This window comes from Amycolatopsis orientalis (genome assembly GCF_000943515.2).
Classification (GTDB): domain Bacteria; phylum Actinomycetota; class Actinomycetes; order Mycobacteriales; family Pseudonocardiaceae; genus Amycolatopsis; species Amycolatopsis orientalis.
Map to the genome: position 1 here is coordinate 1,139,921 of NZ_CP016174.1, position 15,537 is coordinate 1,155,457.

Consider the following 15,537-nt stretch of genomic DNA (forward strand, 5'->3'; position numbering starts at 1 on the left):
GGCAGCCCGAACTTGCTCCCATCACTCCGTAGGAGGACGTAGGTTGCGTCGGAGACGGTCTAAGGATGATGCGGTGGAGCTTCGGGGGAACGGGGCCTGGCGCCATTCATCTGCTCCCACTCCTCACGGAGGACTCCATAGACAACGGCATCGTGCACACCGCCAGACCAGCGCCGAGCGCGCCGGAACCGGCCTTCCTCGACGAACCCCAGCCGTCGTCCGACGGCGATCATTCCCGGGTTGCCCGAGAACGTGGCGAAGTCCAGGCGGAGTGCGTCGGTGCGGGAGAACAGGTAGGTCGTCCACAATCGCAAGGCCTCGGTGCCGAACCCGCCGTTCCAATAGCGCTCGTCGTAGATGGCCAGCCCCAGTCGTCGCCAGTCGGTTTGCCTGCTCTCCCAGTACCAGCTGACCTGACCGATCAACCGGCCGTCGCTCAGGTCTGTCACCGCAAGGCTGCTGCGAGGGTCGGGGCGTTCCGACTCGGCCGTGGTGAGCTTGAGCGCCGCCGATTCGGTATCCGCGGCTGACGGAAGGCCGAAGTACGGGCCGTTCGTCTTATGCCATGGCCGAGCGGGATCGAGTAGGTCGCGGAGCGATCGGATATCCGACGGCCGCCAGTCACGCAGCCGGACTTTCTCACCTTCGAGTGCGACGTTGTCCACCGGCCAATCGTGGCCCACCGGGGCTGGCTACGATCGTCAGGTGACTGAACTGCTCGGGCCTGCGGAGATCAGGGCGTTGGCGGCCGAGCTGGACGTACGTCCGACCAAGAAGCTCGGCCAGAATTTCGTGCACGATCCGAACACCGTGCGCCGTATCGTCGACCTTTCGGGGGTCGGCGAAGACGACGTCGTGCTGGAAGTCGGACCGGGGCTCGGCTCGTTGACGCTCGGTCTGCTCGCGACCGGCGCCAAGGTCGTCGCGGTCGAGATCGATCCCGTCCTGGCCGGACGGTTGCCGCACACGGTGTCCGAGCGGGGCGGGGCCGAAAGGCTGACGGTCCTCGAGGCGGACGCGCTGCGGATCAAGGCGGAGGACCTGCCCGAACGGCCAACGGCGCTTGTCGCGAATCTGCCGTACAACGTCGCAGTTCCCGTCGTGCTTCACCTGCTCGCCGAGCTGTCGTCGCTGACCAGCGGTCTCGTGATGGTCCAGACCGAGGTCGCGGACCGGATGGCCGCCGGGCCGGGGAGCCGGACGTACGGCGTGCCCAGCGTCAAGCTGGCGTGGTACGGAAAGGCGCGCAAAGTCGCCGCGGTGCCCCGATCGGTCTTCTGGCCTGTGCCGAATGTGGATTCCGCATTGGTCGCCTTCGAACGTGGCGACTTGGTGTGGTCCGTGGATCGGCAGCGACTGTTCGCGGTCGTCGATGCCGCCTTCTCGCAGCGGCGAAAGACTTTGCGCGCGGCGCTGGCGTCATGGGCCGGTTCCGCCGAACGCGCGGGGGAGTTGCTCGAGAAGGCGGGTGTCGACCCCAAGGCGCGCGGCGAGCAGTTGGATGTTCATCAATTCGCTCGTATCGCCGCAGCGGCCGAGTGACCAGCGGGTGGGCATGAAGGGCACCGCCCGGCAGATGCCGGCCCAGGTCAGCACGACGGCGTAAACCCTCTTCTCGATTTGCGCAGCTCTAGCCTGTCTTAGCAGGCAGGGGCCTCGAGGGGTAGCCGGGAACGCTACCGCTTTCCCATATTCTGGACACTAGATCCTGTAGTATGGACGCGACCAGACGTGTGATCTGCGCCTACGCGCTTGCTTTCATCCAGTGGGATCGGTTTTACTCAGTGAGCCATCCCGAGCGACTGAGAGACCTGGCTCGCCGAAGTCGCAGCAACCACCCTCCACAGGGCAGGTGCTACCGCCAGGACCGATGGAGGCTGTGCCTAATGAACAGGGTCACCCACCCGCTCCTGCTGACCAGGCGACGTGTCGTCGATGAAGGTCGCCGCACGGTAAGTGCGTGTCGACGCTCCACCGTTACTGCCTGAGTCTTTCCCTTACCTCTGAAATCCGTCCGGTCTGGACGGTTAATCGGTGACGGTTGGCGCGCTCGAAAGAAGCGGCGCCCCATTCGCATGGAGCCTTTCGTGATCACTGTCGAAAACTTGTCCAAGTCCTTCCCCCTCAACGGAAATCCCGTCGTCGCCCTACGCGACGTCAGCGTGGACATCCAAGCCGGCTCGCTGTTCGGAGTCGTCGGTCCGGCGGGCTCCGGCAAGTCGACCCTCGCTCGTTGCATCGGGCTGCAGGAACGCCCTGACCGGGGCGTCGTCCGGCTCGACGGCCTCAACACCGGCACCCTGGACGGACGCCGCCTGCGCGAGATCCGCCGCCAGGTCGGTGTCGTGAGCACCAAGCCGGAGCTGCTCGCGGAGCGCACCATCGCCGGCAACATCGCGTCACCGCTCGAGCAGCTCGGCCTCGACGGCCCGCAGCGCCGGACCCGGGTCGGCAACCTGCTCGACCTCGTCGGACTCACCCCGCGCGCGGGGCAGCGACCGGGTGAGTTGTCCGAGGGGCAGCTGCGTCGGGTGGCGATCGCCAAGGCCTTGGCCGCTGGGCCGTCCGTGCTCCTGGCCGACGACCCGACCGCGGGTGTGCGGCCCGAGGAGTCCGGGGCGGTGTTGACCGTGCTCGACCGTGCGCGCGCGGAGCTCGGCGTGACCGTGCTGCTCACCACACCTGACGCCAGCGTGGTTCGCCGTGTCTGCGATGACGTGGCGGTTCTCGAGGCCGGTGCGATCATCGAACGTGGGACCGTGCTCGACCTGGTCTCCGACCCGAACAGCCGGACCGCGCAAGCGCTCCTGCCTTCGATCGAGACCAGCCGGGCGCAGGCTTCGAAGTACGACCGCGCGGTGGACGTCGTGCTTGTCGGCTTCGCGTCGGTCGGCGCGCTGCTTCCTGAGGCCGCCGGTCGCTTCGACGTCGAACTCGCCACCATCGGGGGTGGTCTGACCCGCATCGGTGACACGCCGGTCGGCCGGTTCCGCCTCGGCGTGCGCGGTGAGCACGCGGATGCCGCCCTCGCCTGGATCGCCGAACGGGGCGGTCACGTGACTCACCCGGTCCGCGGACCGCAGGGTGTCGCTGCCTGAATCCTTCACGTGCGGGTTGTCCTGGACGGATTTCGTCCAGGACAACCCGCTCGTGTCTGACTCGTCCCGTTCTCTTTTCTCCTGGTGACAGCACAAGTGGAGCGGCCACGTAGGCTTGACTCGTGCTCGCCGTCGTACCGCCCCCAGTCACCGTCAGGGTTCCCGCCAAGGTCAACCTGCACCTGTCGGTCGGTGACGTACGTCCGGATGGCTACCACGAGCTGGTGACCGTGTTCCAGGCGCTTTCCCTGACCGACGAGGTGACCGTGGCGGTCACCGAGGACCCCGGCGTCGAGGTCTATGGCGAGGGTGAAGGTTCCGTACCGACCGGGGCCAACAACCTGGCGTGGAAGGCGGCGCAGGCGCTGGCGGCCCACGTGGGCAAGGCGGACGGCGAATCCAAGGTCCGCGTGGTACTTCGCAAAGGCATCCCGGTCGCCGGCGGGATGGCAGGCGGTAGCGCTGACGCCGCCGCGACCCTGGTCGGGCTCGCGTCACTCTGGAAGCTCGACATCTCCCGCGATGAGCTGGCCGGTATCGCCGCCAAGCTCGGCAGCGATGTCCCCTTCGCTCTCTATGGCGGGACAGCGCTGGGAACGGGCCGGGGTGAGCAACTGGTACCGGTCCTGTCTCGGCATACCTTCCACTGGGTGCTGGCGTTCGACCAGCGTGGTCTTTCGACCCCTCGCGTGTTCGGCGAACTGGACAGATTGCGTGAAGAGGGCACTCCGCCGCGGATCGGTTCGCATACGCCGGTGGTCGAAGCGCTGGCGTCCGGTGATCCGAGGCAGTTGGCACTGTTGCTGGGCAACGATCTCCAGGCGGCTGCCGTCTCGTTGCGTCCTGGCCTGCGGCGCACGTTGAGGGCGGGGGTCAACGCGGGGGCGCTCGCGGGCACCGTGTCCGGGTCCGGGCCGACCTGCGCGTTCCTCTGCGCGGACGCCCAGTCGGCGGTCGAGGTCGCCGCGGAGTTGTCCGGAGCGGGAGTGTGCCGGACGGTGCGGGTCGCGCATGGGCCGGTACCCGGCGCCCGGCTGGTCGGTGGGGATGACGCGCCGCGCCCGGCGCCGCCTCGAGTACATGCGTGAGGACGTCCGAACCGGACGTCGACTAATTCCTTGTGGTGCAAGCTTTTCGGAAAGGATCGGCTGAGGAATGGCCAACTTGGTCAACCTGGAGTCGGTGAGCAAGTCCTACGGGGTGCGCCCGCTGCTCGACGGTGTTTCGCTCGGTGTCGCGGAGGGGCAGCGCGTCGGCGTCGTCGGTCTCAACGGGGGCGGGAAGACGACATTGCTGGAAGTTCTCGCGGGTATCAGCGAGCCGGACACGGGACGGGTGAGTCACGTCCGCGGCTTGCGGATGGCCGTCGTCACCCAGCGAACCGAACTTCCCGGCGGCAGCACCATCGGCGACGTCGTGTTGGAACGATACGGCGCGGAGCACGAATGGGCGGCCGACGCGCGAGTCAGGTCCATTATGGATGGTCTGGGGATCACCGCTCTCGGTGTCGACACACCGACGAAGAACCTGTCCGGCGGTGAACGGCGTCGAGTCGCGCTGGCCGCGGCTCTCACCGGCGAGCTGGACCTCGTGGTCCTCGACGAGCCGACGAACCACCTGGACGTCGAAGGTGTGCGGTGGCTGGCGGACCACCTGCTCAACCGCAAGATCGCCGTCGTGGTCGTCACTCACGACCGGTGGTTTCTCGACACCGTCGCAAGTGTGACCTGGGAGGTCGCCAACGGTCGCGTGGAACAGTACGAAGGTGGCTACGCGGACTGGATCTTCGCGCGGGCGGAACGGGCGAGGTTGGCGGCGACGGCCGAGGAGAAGCGGCAGAACCTGGCGCGCAAAGAACTCGCGTGGCTACGTCGCGGTCCACAGGCAAGGACTTCGAAGCCGCGCTACCGCGTCGAAGCCGCCGAGGCCCTGATCTCCGACGTCCCGGAGCCGCGCGACTCGGTCGAACTGCAGGCGTTCGCGCGGCGACGGCTGGGGAAGACCGTACTGGAAGTCGAGGACGCCACCCTGACCGCCGGCGACCGCACCTTGCTCGACCACGTCACGTGGCGGATCGGGCCCGGTGACCGGATCGGGCTGGTCGGTGTCAACGGGTCGGGTAAGACGACGTTGCTCAAGCTGCTCGGCGGTGACACGGAGCCCGAGACGGGGCGCCGCATCGAGGGGAAGACCGTCAGTCTCGCGCACCTACGGCAGGAGCTCGATGATCTGCCGGGCGACCTTCGCGTCCTCCAGGCGATCGAGGAGGTCTCCGGAAGGGTCGTGTTCGGCAAGCAGGAGCTTTCCGCGTCGCAGCTGGCCGAAAAGCTGGGGTTCCCGGCGTCGAGGCAGTGGACACCGGTCGAAGACCTGTCCGGTGGTGAACGACGCCGCCTGCAGTTGTGCCGGCTGCTGATGGCCGAACCCAACGTGCTGCTGCTCGACGAACCGACGAACGACCTCGATATCGACACTTTGCAGCAGCTGGAAGACTTGCTCGATTCGTGGCCGGGCAGCCTTGTCGTCGTTTCGCACGACCGGTACCTCGTGGAACGCGTCTGCGACACCATCGTCGCCCTGTTCGGAGATGGGCACGTGACCCATTTGCCGGGCGGCATCGAGGAGTATCTCGATCGGCGGACCAAGAGCCTGGCGAAGGCCGGTGCCGACCGGAAATCGGGCAACGGACAGCCTTCCGAGCCCAAGAAGAGCGCCGCGGAACAGCGGGCGGCGCAGAAGGAACTCTCCCGCCTCGAGCGCAAGCTCGACCAGTTGCACGCCAAGGAAGGCAAGCTGCACGCGGCGCTGCTCGCGGCCGCGACCGATCCGGCGAAGCTCATCGAGCTCAACACTGAACTGAAAGCCGTCGAAACGGAGAAGGAGGAGGTCGAGGCCCAGTGGCTCGAGACCTCCGAAGCGATCGAGTGAGTTCACTCGACGGCGAGCGGTCGTTCTCGGGCGGACAGTACTGTGACGCGCATGAGTCGGTTCGTGGACACGCTCGTCGCCACCGCGGCGGGGCGAGGTCAGCAGCGAGGAATGGTCACAGGTGAGCCCAAGGAGCCGGTTCGGCGTACCTGGGCCGAGATTCACGAGCAGGCCATGCGGGTGGCCGGGGGCCTGGTCGCCGGAGGGCTGGAGCCAGGCAAAGCGGTGGCGGTCCTGGCGGGAGCGCCATCGCTGATCGCGCCGACGGTTCAGGCCGTGTGGCTCGCCGGCGGCAGCGTGACGATGCTGCACCAGCCGACCCAGCGCACCGATCTGGCCGAGTGGGCCGAGGACACCGTTCGCGTACTGCGGATGATCGGGTCCGGTCTCGTCCTGCTCGGTGAGCCGTTCGATCAGCTGGCGCCGGTGCTCACCGAGCATGGGATCGCCTTCCGGGTGATCACCGAACTGCTTGAGGCCGAACCCCTGACCGAGGCCGTTCCGACAGCCGAGTCCGACACCGCGCTCCTGCAGCTGACCAGTGGGTCGACGGCCGATCCGAAGGCCGTTCAGATCACCTACGGAAACCTGTACTCGAACGTCAAGGCGATGGTCGACCGCGCCGAGTTCGATTTCGACGTCGACGTGATGGTTTCGTGGCTGCCTACCTTCCACGACATGGGAATGGTCGGCTTCCTGACCGTTCCCATGACGTTCGGCGTCGAGCTCGTCAAGATCACGCCGCTCGAGTTCTTGTCGGGGCCGTTGATCTGGCCGCAGCTGATCAGCAAGTACAACGGGACGACCACTGCCGCGCCGAACTTCGCGTACGCGATCGTGGGCAGGCGCATGGCGCGCGTCGAGGACGACAACGCGTACGACCTCTCGAAGCTTCGGATCGCACTGAACGGCGCCGAACCGATCGACGAAACGGCCGTACGGGCGTTCGTCGAGGCGGGGGCGCGGTTCAAGATGCCCGCCGAATGTGTTTTCCCGGCCTACGGCATGGCGGAGGCGACTCTCGCGGTTTCGTTCGCGCCGTTGTTCACCGGGCTGACGCTGGACGTTGTCGAAGCCGACGCGCTCGAAACGGACAACCGGGCGGTGCCGGTGCCGGAGGACGACCCGCGGCGCGGGACCGATGAGGTCCGCTCCTTCGCCGTGCTCGGGCCACCGCTCGATGGGCTCGAGGCCGAGATCGTCGACGACAAGGGCACTGTTCTCGGTGAGCGCCAGGTCGGGGAGATCCGCTTGCGCGGCGAGGCCGTGACGCCGGGCTACCTGACGATGGAAGGTCCGCTCGCGACACAGGACGAGAACGGCTGGCTGCTCACCGGTGACCTCGGTTACCTGGTCGACGGCATGATCGTGATCTGCGGTCGTCGCAAGGACGTCATCATCATGGGCGGCCGGAACCTGTATCCGACCGATATCGAACGGGCGGCCACGTCGGTCGAAGGGGTGCGGGCGGGGAACGCCGTGGCCGTGCGGATCGACGCGGGCAGCCGCCGGGAGCGGTTCGCCGTCGTCGTCGAATCGAAACTCGCCGGGGATCCTGACACCGAGAAGGCGCTGGCGAAGGAGGTCGCGGCCAAGGTGCGCGACGCCGTCGATATGCGGCCGTTCGCGGTCGTCGTGCTTCCTGCGGGAAGTCTGCCCAAGACGCCTTCGGGCAAGGTGAAGCGGGCCGCGACCGCCATCCAGTTCGCGGACAAGATCGCCAAGAACGCGGCCACCAGCTGACACGAGAGGGCCGGGTCCGCGAACATCGCGGACCCGGCCCTCTCGCTGCACCTCCCGTGCGTCAGCGGCGCCGCCAGAGCGGCTTGCGGGTGTGGGTGTGTTCCAAGGCCGGCGCGATGTGGTAGCCGGCGGACTGGGAGAGCCCGGCAAGCGTGCCTTCGACGTCCCGCAGGAACGCGTCTACGGCCGCCGGGTCGTAGCCTCGTTTCGAAAGCGGCGCTTTGGCGAACGCCACGTTGTGGACGTCCGAAACCGACAGGTCGTCTTCGCCGTCGAGGGTCGCCGCGACACGTTCGAGGAAGGCGTCGACCGCGGGTTCGTGGTAACCCCGGGCGCCGATGGGTGCCCGGTCGAACTGCCGGGTTCTTGCCTCGAACGCGGTGACGGGCACTAGCGCTCCTGGAGGAACTCGACGGGGCCGCGGTCCGGAACGGCGCGTTCGGCGGTCAACTGGTCCTCTTCGCGGGCGCCGGGAACTCCGAGCACCTGCTGTCCGGTCCTGTGAGCGAGCTGTTCTTCGACCTTGTCGAGGAACTCGTCGACGTCGCGTTCGTCGTAGCCGCGCTTCCCGATCAACGGGCGCGAGAACATGACGTGATGGACCTCGGCCGCCGTCAGGTCGTCCCGGTCCGAGATGGTGTCCGCGATTCGCTGAAGGAACGCGTCAACCTCGTGTTTGGCGTATCCGCGCCGCCCGATCGGGGCGTTCGGGAAACTGGCGCCGGTGATGTCTTCGGCCGTAAACGACATGAAACTCTCTCCGGTTCGGTGGGGAATGCGATCTCCGCATTCCGTCCTAACGGGTTTGAGAGTTCCCCGGAAGAGCTCACGCTATTCCACGACTCGATCAGGGGCGTGGTGAAACGCCTTCGAGTGACGAGAGGTAACGCACCGCCATGTGAGCTGATTCACCCAGCGTGGAAGGTGTTCTGCGCCGCCGCGAGCCCCGTGCTGATAAGCGCTTCAACGGCGTCGGCGCAACGATCGATCTCGAAAGCGAGCTCTTTACGCTCGACCGTCGAGAAGTCTTTCAGTACGAAATCCGCCGGATCCTGTCGTCCCGGAGGGCGTCCGACACCGAAACGGACGCGGTAGTAGTCCTTCGTGCCGAGAGATTTGGTGATCGAGCGGAGACCGTTGTGTCCGTTGTCGCCGCCGCCCAGCTTCATCTTGAGCGCACCGAAATCGACGTCGAGCTCGTCGTGGACGACCACGACACCGGCCGGCGGGATCTTGTAGAACCGGGCCACGCCCACGACAGGGCCGCCCGAGAGGTTCATGTACGAGCGCGGCTTGGCCAGGACCACTCGCTGCCCCGCGAGCCTGCCTTCGAGTACCTCGGCACCGCTCTTGTGGGCTTTGAACTTGCCGCCGACGCGGCCGGCGAGTTCGTCGAGCACCATGAAGCCGACGTTGTGCCGGTTGCCCGCGTACTGGGGCCCGGGATTGCCGAGGCCGGCGAGCAGAATCTGCTCGCCGGCCCCGGGAAGTACTGCTTCGGTCACACGAGTGACTTTATTCGGCGGCCTCGGCGGAGGTCTCCTCCGCCTCGCCCTCGTCGCCCTCGAGCGCGGATTCGGACGGCGCCTCGTTCACGGCGACGACCAGGGCGTCCGGGTCGGTGACCAGGGAAGCGCCCTTCGGCAGGACGACGTCCGAGGCGTTGATCTGGGTGCCGGCGACGACGCCCTCGACCGAGACCTCGACCTGCTCGGGGATGTGCAGCGCCTCGACCTCGATCTGGATGGCGTCGAGGTCGGTGGTGACCAGGGTGCCCGGGCCGGGGGTGCCGGTGACGACGACGGGGATGTCGACGGTGACCTTCTCGCCGCGGATGACGACCAGCAGGTCGACGTGCTCGATGTAGTTCTTCAGCGGGTGGACGACGATGGTCTTCGTCAGCGCCAGCTCGCTCTTGCCCTCGAGGTCGAGGGTGATGACGGCGTTGCTGCCGTTCTCACGCACGACGCGGGCGAACTCGATGGCGGGCAGGGCGTAGTGGCGCGGGTCCGAGCCGTGCCCGTACAGCACCGCGGGGATCTTGCCGGCGCGACGCGTGCGGCGCGCGGCACCCTTGCCGAATTCGGTGCGGGGCTCGACGGACAGACGTACCTCGGACACGGTGTAGCACTCCTTCAATTCACCAACATGTTCAGCTAAAGCATGCTGAGGTGGGGATGGTTCGGGGCGGTTCTGGTGTTCGGCGGCGAATTCCACAGGCGTGCTCGACCGCGTGTGGCCACTCAAGCCGCCGCGTCGATCACGTCGGGCACCAGGTGCTCACGGAACCCGCCTCGCCGAGACCGGGAAAGTGTAGACCAACCGGTCGCGCGGGGGTCCCGCCGGGTGGCTCGTTCAGGTGACAAGTCGGTGACAGCTGCTTCGGGAACCCGCGGATGCGGTGGTGCGCGACCCCTTTCCTAAGGTGTGATCTCTTCGCACGCGAGACACAGGGGGCGAAATGCCGGCACGACGGTTGAGGATCGGCGCGGTCGCCGTCTTGTGCTGCCTCGTGGCCGGTTGCGACGTCGCGATCGACGGGGCGGCGGGGATCTCGCCCGCCGAGCAGCAGCGGGTGGACCGGCGCGCGGAGCAGCGCGGCGCCGTCGAGAGCGCGTTGAAGGCGCTTGAACAGGCGCCTGTCGTTGTCTACAAGTCGACAATCAAGGATGCCGTCGGCAAACCCGCCGAATTGCAGTTCCGGATCACGCGCAACGGCAGCGCGCACGGTGCGCTGCCGGTCGATGGCCAGGCCATCAACGTGGTCGCGGCCGACAAGCAGCTGTACCTCTCGGCGACGCCGGAGTACTGGAAGGCGCACGGCCTGGGCAACAGCGACCAGTACGGCACCAACTGGGTCCGCACCGACAGCAGCGACCTCCCGGTGAACGCCGTCGAGGTGCTCAACCCGCGTAAGGCCGCGTCGACGCTTCGGACCGCGGTGTCCGCCATGAACCGGCTGACCGATCCGGTGCGGTCGAAGTTGCCCGACGGTACCGAGGTCTACGACGTCGGCAGCGGGCTCGGCGCGCTGCGGGTGACCACCGCGGCGCCGCACCGCGTGATCAGTTTCGCGCCTTCCCTCATCGACGCGGCGGGCGGCAAGACGCTCGGCGCCGAGATGCGGGTCGAGCCGCTCACGGGGGACGCGCTCAAAAAGCTCCAGACCGATCTCGACGGCGCGATCGGCGGGATCGGGCAGCCGTTCGACGCGCTCACCCAGGTCAGCGTCAGCGTGGTCAACGACAAACTCGACTGCACGGATTACGTCGGCACCTGCCGGGCGACCATCGACGTCGCCAACACCGTGATCGGTGGCGCGAGCGGGACGCCCGTGCACCTGATGCTGACCGTCGAGTTCAGCGCCCAGTCCCTCGGGGCCCAGACCTGCACGGCGGACGCCAACGCGGCGCCGGACACCACGACGAGCATGACCTGCGAGGTCAAGTTCAGGCTGCCGAATCGGAACGCGAGCTATCAGGTCCAGGCGAAGCCGTCGGCCCGCGGTGAGGTCCGGGCTCCGGTCGACGTGAACGGAGTACGCGAAAAGCTCAAGTCCGAGTTCGCCGCGCTGGGCGGTTGACCTGCATACTCACCTCGGGGTGCGTTGCATACGTTGAAGTAGCCGATCTTGCGTTCTTAGCATCGGTGTCGACACCGATCTAAGGAGAAACGTGATGGCGAAGCTGGTCGTGTTCGGAGGAACCGGGTACGCGGGCGGGAAGATCACCGCCGAAGCGCGTGGCCGTGGGCATGAGGTGCTGGCGGTTTCGAGGAACGCCGAAGGCGAGGGGACCCGCGCGGGGTCGCTGTACGACGAGGCGTTCCTGGCCGAAGTCGCCAAGGGCGCCGACGTCCTGGTGATCGCGGTTCACGGGCAGAGCGGTCTGCTGGACGCGGTGCCCTCGATCGCCCGCGTCGCGAAGGACAACGGCGCCCGGATCGGCGTGGTCGGCGGCGCCGGGAGCCTGCACGTGGCCGAGGGTGGACCGCGGCTGATCGACACCCCCGAGTTCCCGGACGAGTACAAGGGTGAAGCGGGGTCTCACGCCAAGGTGCTGGAAGCGTTCCGCGAGCTTCCCGAGGACATCGACTGGTTCTACCTCAGCCCGGCCGCCGAGTTCGGCGCGTGGGCCGAGGGCGAGCGAACCGGCGAATTCCGGCTCGGGAGTGACGTGCTCCTGACCGACGAAAACGGCGATTCGAAGATCAGCGGCGCCGACTACGCGATCGCCTTCGTCGACGAGATCGACAAGCCGGAGCGCCGCCGTCAGCGTTTCTGCGTCGCTTACTGACCGGACAGTTTCTTCACGATCGGCGCGAACACTTCCAGCATCGGTTCGAACACCGTGATGTAGGAGAAGCCGTACCTTTCGCGACGCTCTTGGAGCTGCCGGACGATCTCGCCGACGGTCCCGAACAGCAATTGTGGCGTTTCGAGCAGCCTGTCCACGTCGAGGCCGTCGTCGTCCTGGTCACGCCAGGACTCGGCGGCGGCGCGTCTGTCGTCCGTGACGACGACTCGCTGGACGAGCATGTTCATTTCGGGTTCTCGGCCGTTCGCGTGTGAGCGGAAGAAGGCGACGCGTTCGTCCATGCGCTCGGCGTCGTCGAGACGGAACGTGCCCGGCGGTTTTCCCGGTGCTTGGCGAAGGCCCGCGAAGCCGGCTATATCGGCTTCGCGGGCGGCGAGGGACAGGACGCCGTCGCTGTTGCCCGCGAGGAGCAGCGGTGGAGGCGTGACCCCTTCGCTCGCGAAGTGTTCGCGCAGGTGGCCGAGGCTCTCGGCGAGGTACTCGATGCGTTCTTTGGCGGGAATCCACGGCAGGCCGGCGTCGTCGAATTCCGATTTCATGTGGCCGGAACCGAGCCCGAGGTCCAGACGGTCGCCGGTCATCTTCACCGTCGTCGCGACTTCGCGGGCGAAGAGCGCGAAGTTGTAGAAGGGCACGTTGGAGACGAGGGTGCCTACGCGCGGACGCTGGGTCACCGCGGCCGCCATCGTCAACGCCGGGAAAGGCGCGTTCCGTCCTGGGCCGAGGTGGTCCGGCACGGAGATGACGTCGTAGCCGAGGGCCTCGACGCGGTGGCACTTCTTGATCCAGTCCGCGCGGCTCTCGGCGCCCCACAGGTTCACGCCGAACTTGAATTTCCCCATGAACGGCAACCTAGCCATGCGGGGTGGCTGGGCGCGTCCCGTTTCGCGAGGAGCCGAAAACGAAGCAAGGGACCTTTGCTGTCACTCTCCGGGAGAGAGCGATAGCAAAGGTCCCTTGCTTCGCTGCGATCAGGCGTTGCCGTCGAAGAGGGACGTGACCGACCCGTCCTCGAAGACCTGCTGGATCGCCTGCGCCAGCAGCGGCGCGATGGACAGCACGGTCAGGCCCGGGAACCGCTTCTCCTCGGGGATCGGCAGCGTGTTGGTGACGATCACTTCGCGCGCCTTGCAGTTCGACAGCCGCTCGGTGGCGGGGTCGGACAGGATGCCGTGGGTCGAGGCGATGACGACGTCGGCGGCGCCTTCGTCGAGCAGGGCCTCGGTGGCCTTCACGATCGTGCCGCCGGTGTCGATCATGTCGTCGATCAGCACGCACAGCTGACCGCGGACCTTGCCGACGACGCGGTTCGCGACGGCCTGGTTCGGCTTGTCCGGGTCGCGGGTCTTGTGGATGAACGCGATCGGCCGGTCACCCAGCTGCGCGGCCCACTTCTCCGCCAGCCGCACGCGGCCCGAGTCCGGCGAGACGACGGTGATGTTCTCGCCGTGGTAGGTCTTGTTGATGTGCGCGGCCAGCACGTTCTGCGCGAGCAGGTGGTCGACAGGGCCGTCGAAGAAGCCCTGGATCTGCGCGGTGTGCAGGTCGACCGTCATGATCCGGTCGGCACCCGCGGTCTTGAACAGGTCCGCGATCAGGCGCGCGGAGATCGGCTCGCGGCCCTTGTGCTTCTTGTCCTGCCGCGCGTACGGGTAGAACGGCATGATCACGGTGATCCGCTTGGCGCTCGCCCGCTTGAGGGCGTCCACCATGATCAGCTGCTCCATCACCCACTCGTTGATGGGCGCCGGGTGGCTCTGGATCACGAACGCGTCGGTCCCGCGCACCGATTCGTTGAACCGGACGAAGATCTCCCCGTTGGCGAAGTTGTGCGCGGTCTGCGGGACGACCGCCACGTTGAGGTGCTTGGCCACCTCCTCCGCGAGTTCCGGGTGCGCGCGCCCGGAAAAGAGCATCAGGTTCTTCTTCGGTGTGCCGGACTTCGAACTCATGCTGGCGACTCCCCGTCGTTTCCCTTATTTGAATCGGACACGGCGGTGGTGTCCTGCTTCGCGGCGGAAGCTGCTTCCGCCGCGGGTGTACCCGGCCTGCGCCGGGACACCCAGTCTTCGATGTTGCGCTGCGGCCCGGTCGACACGGCGAGCGCGCCCGGGGGCACGTCCTGCCTGATCACGGTGCCTGCCCCACTGTAAGCGCCATCGCCGATGGTCACCGGGGCGACGAACGTGTTGTCCGCGCCGAGCCGCACATGGGAGCCGATCGTGGTGTGGTGCTTGTTCACGCCGTCGTAGTTGACGAAGACGCTGGAACAACCGATGTTGCTGTTCTCGCCGATGGTCGCGTCGCCGACGTAGGTCAGGTGCGGAACCTTCGTCCCGGCGCCGATGTCCGCGTTCTTCGTCTCGACGAAGGCGCCGAGCTTGCCCTTGGTCCCCAGCTTCGAGCCGGGCCGCAGGTAGGTGAACGGGCCGACCTTCACGCCGTCGCCCAGTTCCGAATCCGAACCGTGGGTCCGCACCACGGACGCGCCCGCGCCGACGGAGACGTTTTCCAGCGTGCTGTCCGGGCCGATCTGGGCACCTTCGCCGACCGACGTCGAACCCTTGAGCTGGACGCCGGGTTCGATGACGACATCGCGCGAGAGGGTCACGCCCGCGTCGATCCAGGTGCTCGACGGATCGACGACGGTGACGCCCGCCCGCTGCCAGCCGCGGACGATCCGGCGGTTCAGTTCCGCACCGAGCACGGAGAGCTGCACGCGGTCGTTGACGCCTTCGGTCACCCACGGGTCGTCGATGACCAGCGCGCCGACACCCTTGCCGTCGCCGCGGGCGATACCGAGGACGTCGGTGAGGTAGAGCTCGCCCTGTGCGTTGTCGGTCGACAGCTTCGAGAGCCCGTCGACCAGCACCGAAGCGTCGAAGGCGTAGACGCCGGAGTTGATTTCGGCGATTTCGTGCTGTTCGGGGGTGGCGTCCTTCTGCTCGACGATCGAGGTGACGACGCCGTTCTCGTCCCGGATGATCCGGCCGTAACCCGTCGGGTCCGCGACGACCGCGGTCAGCACGGTGACCGCGTTTCCGGTGGAGTTGTGCTCGGCGACCAGGGAACCGAGCGTTTCGGTGTCGAGCAGCGGGACGTCGCCGTAGCTGACGACGACGGTGCCGGTCAGTCCGTCCGGCAGCGCCGAGAGGGCGCACGAGACGGCGTGGCCGGTGCCCTTCTGCTCCTCCTGGACGGCGGTGACGACCTCGCGGCCGAGCGCCTCGCCGACCTCCGCGAGCCGTGCGCCGACCGAGTCGCGACCATGGCCGATGACCACGACCAGGTGTTCCGGGTTCAGCCCCGCGGCGGCCCGCACCGCGTGCTCGACCAGAGGACGGCCGGCGATCGGGTGCAGCACCTTCGGGGTGGACGAACGCATGCGGGTGCCCTCACCCGCGGCGAGGATCAACGTGCTCAGCGGGCCGGTCACGGCGCTCCCAACATTT

The 15,537-nt window shown here is 67.3% G+C and carries 15 protein-coding genes and 1 riboswitch; of the genes, 7 read left to right on the forward strand and 8 right to left on the reverse strand.

Going from position 1 to position 15,537, the window contains the following annotated elements; genetic code table 11:
- Window positions 1–59: 59 nt before the first annotated feature.
- A complete protein-coding gene (locus SD37_RS05540; RefSeq protein WP_052674993.1) occupies window positions 60–665 on the reverse strand; it encodes a GNAT family N-acetyltransferase in 606 nt (201 codons plus the stop codon).
- A 40-nt stretch (window positions 666–705) separates the two neighbouring features.
- Here SD37_RS05540 and rsmA point away from each other — a divergent pair, with 40 nt between their 5' ends.
- The 5 genes from rsmA to SD37_RS05565 all read left to right on the forward strand — a co-directional run bounded on the left by rsmA (window position 706) and on the right by SD37_RS05565 (window position 7,769).
- Window positions 706–1,542 (forward strand): 16S rRNA (adenine(1518)-N(6)/adenine(1519)-N(6))-dimethyltransferase RsmA, encoded by an 837-nt coding sequence (rsmA, locus tag SD37_RS05545; protein WP_044852137.1) that lies wholly within the window; start codon window positions 706–708, stop codon window positions 1,540–1,542.
- Window positions 1,543–1,786: 244 nt separating this feature from the next.
- Window positions 1,787–1,877: riboswitch (SAM riboswitch) on the forward strand.
- 210 nt (window positions 1,878–2,087) lie between these two features.
- Window positions 2,088–3,098 carry a methionine ABC transporter ATP-binding protein gene (locus SD37_RS05550; protein ID WP_044852761.1) on the forward strand — a complete coding sequence of 337 codons (1,011 nt, stop codon included), beginning with the start codon at window positions 2,088–2,090 and terminating at the stop codon, window positions 3,096–3,098.
- 122 nt (window positions 3,099–3,220) lie between these two features.
- Window positions 3,221–4,186, forward strand: coding sequence for a 4-(cytidine 5'-diphospho)-2-C-methyl-D-erythritol kinase (locus tag SD37_RS05555; RefSeq protein ID WP_044852138.1), 966 nt, complete (start codon window positions 3,221–3,223; stop codon window positions 4,184–4,186).
- 67 nt (window positions 4,187–4,253) lie between these two features.
- Window positions 4,254–6,026, forward strand: coding sequence for an ABC-F family ATP-binding cassette domain-containing protein (locus SD37_RS05560; RefSeq protein ID WP_044852139.1), 1,773 nt, complete (start codon window positions 4,254–4,256; stop codon window positions 6,024–6,026).
- A gap of 51 nt (window positions 6,027–6,077) precedes the next feature.
- Window positions 6,078–7,769, forward strand: coding sequence for a fatty acyl-AMP ligase (locus SD37_RS05565; protein WP_044852140.1), 1,692 nt, complete (start codon window positions 6,078–6,080; stop codon window positions 7,767–7,769).
- A 61-nt stretch (window positions 7,770–7,830) separates the two neighbouring features.
- Here SD37_RS05565 and SD37_RS05570 read toward each other — a convergent pair whose 3' ends face one another.
- The 4 genes from SD37_RS05570 to SD37_RS05585 form a co-directional block, all read right to left on the reverse strand.
- Window positions 7,831–8,160, reverse strand: a complete 330-nt coding sequence (locus SD37_RS05570) for a DivIVA domain-containing protein (protein WP_044852141.1) — start codon at window positions 8,158–8,160, stop codon at window positions 7,831–7,833.
- The gene (locus tag SD37_RS05575; protein WP_044852142.1) at window positions 8,160–8,519 is read right to left on the reverse strand and encodes a DivIVA domain-containing protein; all 360 of its coding nucleotides are present in this window, start codon (window positions 8,517–8,519) and stop codon (window positions 8,160–8,162) included. Before SD37_RS05575 ends, SD37_RS05570 begins: the two co-directional genes overlap by 1 nt.
- A gap of 158 nt (window positions 8,520–8,677) precedes the next feature.
- Window positions 8,678–9,274, reverse strand: coding sequence for an aminoacyl-tRNA hydrolase (gene pth / locus SD37_RS05580; protein WP_037317348.1), 597 nt, complete (start codon window positions 9,272–9,274; stop codon window positions 8,678–8,680).
- A 10-nt stretch (window positions 9,275–9,284) separates the two neighbouring features.
- Complete coding sequence (locus tag SD37_RS05585) at window positions 9,285–9,890, reverse strand: 50S ribosomal protein L25/general stress protein Ctc (RefSeq protein ID WP_044852762.1); 606 nt, start codon at window positions 9,888–9,890, stop codon at window positions 9,285–9,287.
- 340 nt (window positions 9,891–10,230) lie between these two features.
- Between SD37_RS05585 and SD37_RS05590 the strand changes: the two genes are divergently transcribed.
- Together SD37_RS05590 and SD37_RS05595 are read left to right on the forward strand one after the other, a co-directional pair.
- Window positions 10,231–11,352 carry a hypothetical protein gene (locus SD37_RS05590; RefSeq protein ID WP_083254885.1) on the forward strand — a complete coding sequence of 374 codons (1,122 nt, stop codon included), beginning with the start codon at window positions 10,231–10,233 and terminating at the stop codon, window positions 11,350–11,352.
- A gap of 94 nt (window positions 11,353–11,446) precedes the next feature.
- Entirely contained in the window at window positions 11,447–12,064 is a 618-nt protein-coding gene (locus SD37_RS05595) for an NAD(P)-dependent oxidoreductase (protein ID WP_044852143.1), read from the forward strand.
- Here the strand turns inward: SD37_RS05595 and SD37_RS05600 are convergent.
- The 3 genes from SD37_RS05600 to glmU form a co-directional block, all read right to left on the reverse strand.
- Window positions 12,058–12,927, reverse strand: coding sequence for a TIGR03621 family F420-dependent LLM class oxidoreductase (locus SD37_RS05600; RefSeq protein ID WP_044852144.1), 870 nt, complete (start codon window positions 12,925–12,927; stop codon window positions 12,058–12,060). The genes SD37_RS05595 and SD37_RS05600 overlap by 7 nt on opposite strands.
- A gap of 129 nt (window positions 12,928–13,056) precedes the next feature.
- A complete protein-coding gene (locus tag SD37_RS05605) occupies window positions 13,057–14,037 on the reverse strand; it encodes a ribose-phosphate diphosphokinase (RefSeq protein ID WP_037317339.1) in 981 nt (326 codons plus the stop codon).
- The gene (glmU, locus tag SD37_RS05610) at window positions 14,034–15,521 is read right to left on the reverse strand and encodes a bifunctional UDP-N-acetylglucosamine diphosphorylase/glucosamine-1-phosphate N-acetyltransferase GlmU (RefSeq protein ID WP_044852145.1); all 1,488 of its coding nucleotides are present in this window, start codon (window positions 15,519–15,521) and stop codon (window positions 14,034–14,036) included. Before glmU ends, SD37_RS05605 begins: the two co-directional genes overlap by 4 nt.
- Window positions 15,522–15,537 lie beyond the last annotated feature (16 nt).